The sequence below is a fragment of the Neisseria sicca VK64 genome (assembly GCF_000260655.1).
In the GTDB taxonomy this organism is placed as follows: Bacteria; Pseudomonadota; Gammaproteobacteria; order Burkholderiales; family Neisseriaceae; genus Neisseria; species Neisseria sicca_B.
The window spans coordinates 1-4,557 of sequence record NZ_AJMT01000128.1; the positions used below are offsets into that span (position 1 = coordinate 1).

Annotated in this window: 7 protein-coding genes and 1 pseudogene; 5 read left to right on the forward strand and 3 right to left on the reverse strand. The window is 52.4% G+C overall.

All coding sequences use genetic code 11. The features are described 5' to 3' along the window. Positions 1-342: patatin-like phospholipase family protein (locus HMPREF1051_RS07670; RefSeq protein WP_003766728.1), on the forward strand; the 342-nt coding region annotated here is incomplete at its 5' end. A 250-nt stretch (positions 343-592) separates the two neighbouring features. Next, positions 593-934 carry a hypothetical protein gene (locus HMPREF1051_RS07675; RefSeq protein ID WP_003766727.1) on the forward strand — a complete coding sequence of 114 codons (342 nt, stop codon included), beginning with the start codon at positions 593-595 and terminating at the stop codon, positions 932-934. A 268-nt stretch (positions 935-1,202) separates the two neighbouring features. Here HMPREF1051_RS07675 and luxS read toward each other — a convergent pair whose 3' ends face one another. The 3 genes from luxS to cyaY all read right to left on the reverse strand — a co-directional run bounded on the left by luxS (position 1,203) and on the right by cyaY (position 2,712). Further along, positions 1,203-1,709: an S-ribosylhomocysteine lyase gene (luxS, locus tag HMPREF1051_RS07680; RefSeq protein ID WP_003745039.1), complete on the reverse strand. Its 507-nt coding sequence runs from the start codon at positions 1,707-1,709 to the stop codon at positions 1,203-1,205. 163 nt (positions 1,710-1,872) lie between these two features. Next, a complete protein-coding gene (locus tag HMPREF1051_RS07685; protein WP_003766722.1) occupies positions 1,873-2,331 on the reverse strand; it encodes a DUF6636 domain-containing protein in 459 nt (152 codons plus the stop codon). A gap of 57 nt (positions 2,332-2,388) precedes the next feature. Then, complete coding sequence (gene cyaY, locus HMPREF1051_RS07690; RefSeq protein WP_003755648.1) at positions 2,389-2,712, reverse strand: iron donor protein CyaY; 324 nt, start codon at positions 2,710-2,712, stop codon at positions 2,389-2,391. A 70-nt stretch (positions 2,713-2,782) separates the two neighbouring features. Between cyaY and lptM the strand changes: the two genes are divergently transcribed. From lptM to HMPREF1051_RS07705, 3 genes and pseudogenes are all read left to right on the forward strand, one after another. Beyond that, complete coding sequence (gene lptM / locus HMPREF1051_RS07695) at positions 2,783-2,953, forward strand: LPS translocon maturation chaperone LptM (RefSeq protein WP_003755649.1); 171 nt, start codon at positions 2,783-2,785, stop codon at positions 2,951-2,953. A gap of 11 nt (positions 2,954-2,964) precedes the next feature. Then, entirely contained in the window at positions 2,965-4,185 is a 1,221-nt protein-coding gene (gene lysA, locus HMPREF1051_RS07700) for a diaminopimelate decarboxylase (RefSeq protein WP_003766724.1), read from the forward strand. Positions 4,186-4,260: 75 nt separating this feature from the next. After that, positions 4,261-4,494: pseudogene (locus HMPREF1051_RS07705) on the forward strand (IS30 family transposase); the annotation flags it as partial. Positions 4,495-4,557 lie beyond the last annotated feature (63 nt).

Genomic DNA, 4,557 nt, shown 5'->3' on the forward strand with positions numbered 1-4,557 from the left:
GGCCGCCGATACGTTGACGGCGGTCTGTCGCAGCCTGTTCCCGTCAGCGCGGCTAAAAAACAAGGCGCCAATTTCATTATCGCCGTCGATATTTCCGCCCGTCCGGTGAAAAACGTCAACCAAGGCTTTTTCTCTTACCTCGACCAAACGTTCAACGTCATGAGCATTCCGCTGCTCCAACATGAATTGGGTCAGGCAAACGTCGTGATCAAACCGCAAGTGTTGGAGATGGGTTCTATCGGCGGTTTCGACCAAAAACGACGCGCCATCCAGCTGGGTGAAGAAGCCGCCCGCGCCGCCCTGCCCGAAATCAAGCGCAAACTCGCCGCCTATCAATATTAACCAACCGCCTACCGCAGCAAAAAGGTCGTCTGAAAACAGTTTTTCCGTTTTCAGACGACCTCTAATATAGTGGATTAAATTTAAATCAGGACAAGGCGACGAAGCCGCAGACAGTACAGATAGTACGGAACCGATTCACTTGGTGCTTCAGCACCTTAGAGAATCGTTCTCTTTGAGCTAAGGCGAGGCAACGCCGTACTGGTTTAAAGTTAATCCGCTATACATCGCGGGACGGCATCAAAGGATGTTTATGAACAACAAACTCATCGCCTTGATATTAATGGGCGTTTCGCTGAATGCAGCGGCAGACAGCGCGGAAGACAATCTGATGAACGCGCGTTCCGCCTACCGCACCGCCCTGAAACAGCAAACCGGCAACGACAGCAAAATCATCTCGCTGCAAAGCGACCTTGAAGATGCGCAATACCGCCTGCAAAAAGCCCAAGCCGACATCGTCCGCTTGCAGGGCGAGCTTCAGGCGGCGATGAATGTGAAAAGCCAACAGGCGGAAACATTGAGGCAGGCAGGGCAGCAGCTCGATGCCGCTTGGGGCGCCGTGTACGGTCCGGGCGGAACCAAAGCAGGGCGGTAAACGGTCTCAGGCTAAGTGCGCCTGTTGCCGCCTAAAAGGTGGCCCGGATACCTGATTATTAGGTATCTGGGGAGGATTAAGGGCGCATTTGGGTAGAATCAGGAGTGATTGGGGGCGGAAATAGACGAAAACCTGTGTTTGGGTGTCGGCTGTCGAGGGAAGGGCTTTTTTGCAAAGGTCTCGCTTTGTCCATTCTTTCTATTCACACAAAAAGGTCGTCTGAAACTCGGTTTCCCGTTTTCAGACGACCTTTTCCCAAGCATAACGTTTAAGCGTTCAACAAACTTTCATCCAGCGTCAGCTCTTCGTTTTTGTTCACCGCCACTTTGCGCGTCAGGACGTTTTGCGCGATTTCCTGCGCTTCGGCAAGAGAGTGCATCAGATAAGTGCCGCATTGGTATTCGTTCAACTCGGGGATTTTGCTTTGGTCTTTGACGTTGACCACATCCTGCATCGAAGCGAGCCATGCGTCGGCGACCTGCTGCTCGTCGGGCGTGCCGATGAGGCTCATGTAGAAACCGGTGCGGCAGCCCATCGGGGAAATGTCGATGATTTCGACGCCGTTGCCGTTCAAGTGGTCGCGCATAAAGCCTGCGAACAAATGCTCCAGCGTGTGGATGCCTTTTTCGGACAGGATTTCTTTGTTGGGCACGCAAAAGCGCAGGTCGAATACGGTAATGGTGTCGCCTTTGGGCGTGGTCATGGTTTTCGCCACACGCACGGCGGGGGCGTGCATACGGGTGTGGTCGACTTTGAAACTGTCTAACAGGGGCATTTTGTTATCCTTTTGTGCGGGTTATGTAGGTTTTCGGGATAGGATTTTGTCCAGTAATTCATCGTCCAAGTCTGTAAGTTTGGTTCATGCTCCGCCAACTTCAATACCATATAAAGGTCGTCTGAAAACGACCTTCAGCCAAGGACAGAAACAGCTCGAACAATTAAAACAGGCGGTATTCTTTACGATTGATTGAAAAACCGTGGCCGTCGTTATTTTGACAACTTAAGCCTGATGTTCCGCTGCGGCAGCTCCAACCCTGACCGCTAATGGTTTCACCGTATTTCAGTACGCGTGTTTCTTCGTAGCCTTCATTGTCGGGGACAAATTCGAAACCCGCGCAGCTCATAGTGGCTTTACCTTTGGCATTCAGCGTGAAATCCAAGCCTTCACCTTGTTGGTTACAGCGTTTGGGCATAGCTTTATTCAGACCGATAAAACAATACAAATCGTTGGTTCGGGGTTTGCCGGTCTTAGTGCGCTTTTGGCTGTCGCCACCACATAAGATATTGCCGCTTGGGGTAGCGAAAACCTGTCGGTAATCGTTGTTTAAGTAGATGCTGGATGAACCGGCAAAAGCGGGGGCTGTGGCAGCAAGTAACAGAAGGGGTAGATATTTCATGACGATTTTCTTTCTGATTGTTTTCCGTTGGTATTACTGAATGGTCTGCCTTTCGGCTTACAATTCGGCAATTTCCACCGCTTCGCCCGAAGCCGCGCTCAGGGCTTCGTTTAAAACGTCGTAGAAATCCCGTCCGTCGCGCGTTGCCAGCCATTTGCCGTTTTGCTCGGCGAAATGGTAGCCGCCGCTTTTTGCGGCAATCCACAATTCTTGGTTGGGCGTGTGGCGGTTGACGATGATTTGCGTGCCGTCCGCCGCTTCGATGGTCAGGACGTTTCCGGCAAACTGGCAGTCGAAATCCCAGCCGTTTTCGTCGATTTGGTCTTCGATGTGTTCGAACAATTCTTCGCTCATGCGGATGAATTCGCTTTCGGTCATCATGGCTTTTTGTGTGTTTTTTGTTTAAGATACCGAATCTTGCCACATTCGCGCTTATGAAGGAAGTTTACCGATGAAATACGGCGTATTTTTTGCGGCGGCAACCGCCCTCCTGCTTTCAGCCTGCGGTTACAAAGGCGACCTCTACCTGCCCAAAGAAGGCGACAAGGCGCGTTTCGGCGTGGTCCAAACCGGCCTGAAAATCCATTCTTCCAAAGAACCTACCAATCAAACCAACGATTAAACCTCACCAACATGACCCTGCATTGCGAACAAGTCCCCTATTCCCGCCTTGCCGAAGAATTCGGCACACCGCTTTATGTGTACAGCCAATCCGCGCTGACTGACGCATTTGAAAACTACCAAACCGCGTTTGCCGCGCTTTCCCCGCTCGTCTGCTACGCCGTTAAAGCCAACGGCAATCTGAGCATCATCAAACACTTCGCCTCGTTGGGCAGCGGTTTCGACATCGTCTCCGGCGGCGAATTGGCGCGCGTTTTGGCGGCGGGCGGCGACGCGGCGAAAACCATTTTTTCAGGCGTGGGCAAAAGCGAGGCGGAAATCGAGTTCGCGCTTCATGCCGGCGTGAAATGCTTCAATATGGAAAGCATCCCCGAAATCGACCGCATTCAAAAGGTTGCCGAACGCTTGGGTAAAACCGCCCCCGTCTCCCTGCGCGTCAATCCCGATGTCGATGCCAAAACCCATCCCTACATCTCCACCGGCCTGAAAGCCAACAAATTCGGCATCGCCTACGCCGACGCGCTCGAAGCCTACCGCCATGCAGCCCGCCAAAGCCACCTCAAAATCATCGGCATCGACTGCCACATCGGTTCGCAACTGACCGACCTCAGCCCGCTTGTCGAAGCCTGCGAGCGCATTTTGATTTTGGTTGACCGATTGGCGGATGAAGGCATCGTTTTGGAACATTTAGACTTAGGCGGCGGCGTCGGCATCGTTTATCAAGACGAAACCGTCCCCGATTTGGGCGCGTATGCCCAAGCGGTTCAAAAACTGATCGGTACACGTCGTCTGAAACTGATCCTCGAACCCGGCCGCAGCTTGGTCGGCAACGCAGGCTCGCTGCTGGCGCGCGTCGAGTTCATCAAACACGGCGAAGAGAAAAACTTCGTCATGGTCGATGCCGCCATGAACGACCTCATGCGTCCCGCCCTGTATGACGCCTATCACCATATCGAAGCGGTGGAACCAAAAAACATCCCGCCGCTGACCGCCGACATCGTCGGCCCGATTTGCGAAACCGGCGACTTCCTCGGCAAAGACCGCACCCTTGCCTGCGAAGAAGGCGATTTGCTGGTTATCCGCAGCGCAGGCGCATACGGTGCCAGCATGGCAAGCAATTACAACACGCGCAACCGGGCGGCGGAAGTCTTGGTGGACGGTAACGAATACCGGCTTATCCGCCGCCGCGAAACCTTAGAACAGCAAATGGCAAACGAAATGGCTTGTTTATAAGATTTGATCGTTTATAGCCCATAAACCACCAAGCGGGTTTATGGGCTAAAGATTAAGTAAATCAAAGTTTTCCATATGAGTCACACGCAACTGACCCAAGACGAACGATACCCTATCCAATATCTGTCCCTTCACTGCACCGTCGCCAAAATCGCCAAACAGCTTAACCGCCACAAAAGCATCATCAGCCGTAAAACCAAGCGTCATTGCAACCAAGGGCAGCAATGCAGCACCGAAAAAGCACAACGGCAAACCAATTTAGGTTTCAGACGACCTTTTGCTATCGATGCCTCAAGACTCAAATATCTTGCATGATTTGTCCGTATTGGCGAAATGTTGCGCCTTGTCTTCGCAGGTGCTTTCGGTCGTTTC

Coding starts and splice junctions, on each gene's coding strand:
- luxS (WP_003745039.1), bottom strand. CDS start 1,709: ATGCCCCTGTTAGACAGTTTCAAAGTCGACCACACCCGTATGCACGCC.
- HMPREF1051_RS07685 (WP_003766722.1), bottom strand. CDS start 2,331: ATGAAATATCTACCCCTTCTGTTACTTGCTGCCACAGCCCCCGCTTTT.
- lptM (WP_003755649.1), top strand. CDS start 2,783: ATGAAATACGGCGTATTTTTTGCGGCGGCAACCGCCCTCCTGCTTTCA.
- lysA (WP_003766724.1), top strand. CDS start 2,965: ATGACCCTGCATTGCGAACAAGTCCCCTATTCCCGCCTTGCCGAAGAA.
- HMPREF1051_RS07675 (WP_003766727.1), top strand. CDS start 593: ATGAACAACAAACTCATCGCCTTGATATTAATGGGCGTTTCGCTGAAT.
- cyaY (WP_003755648.1), bottom strand. CDS start 2,712: ATGATGACCGAAAGCGAATTCATCCGCATGAGCGAAGAATTGTTCGAA.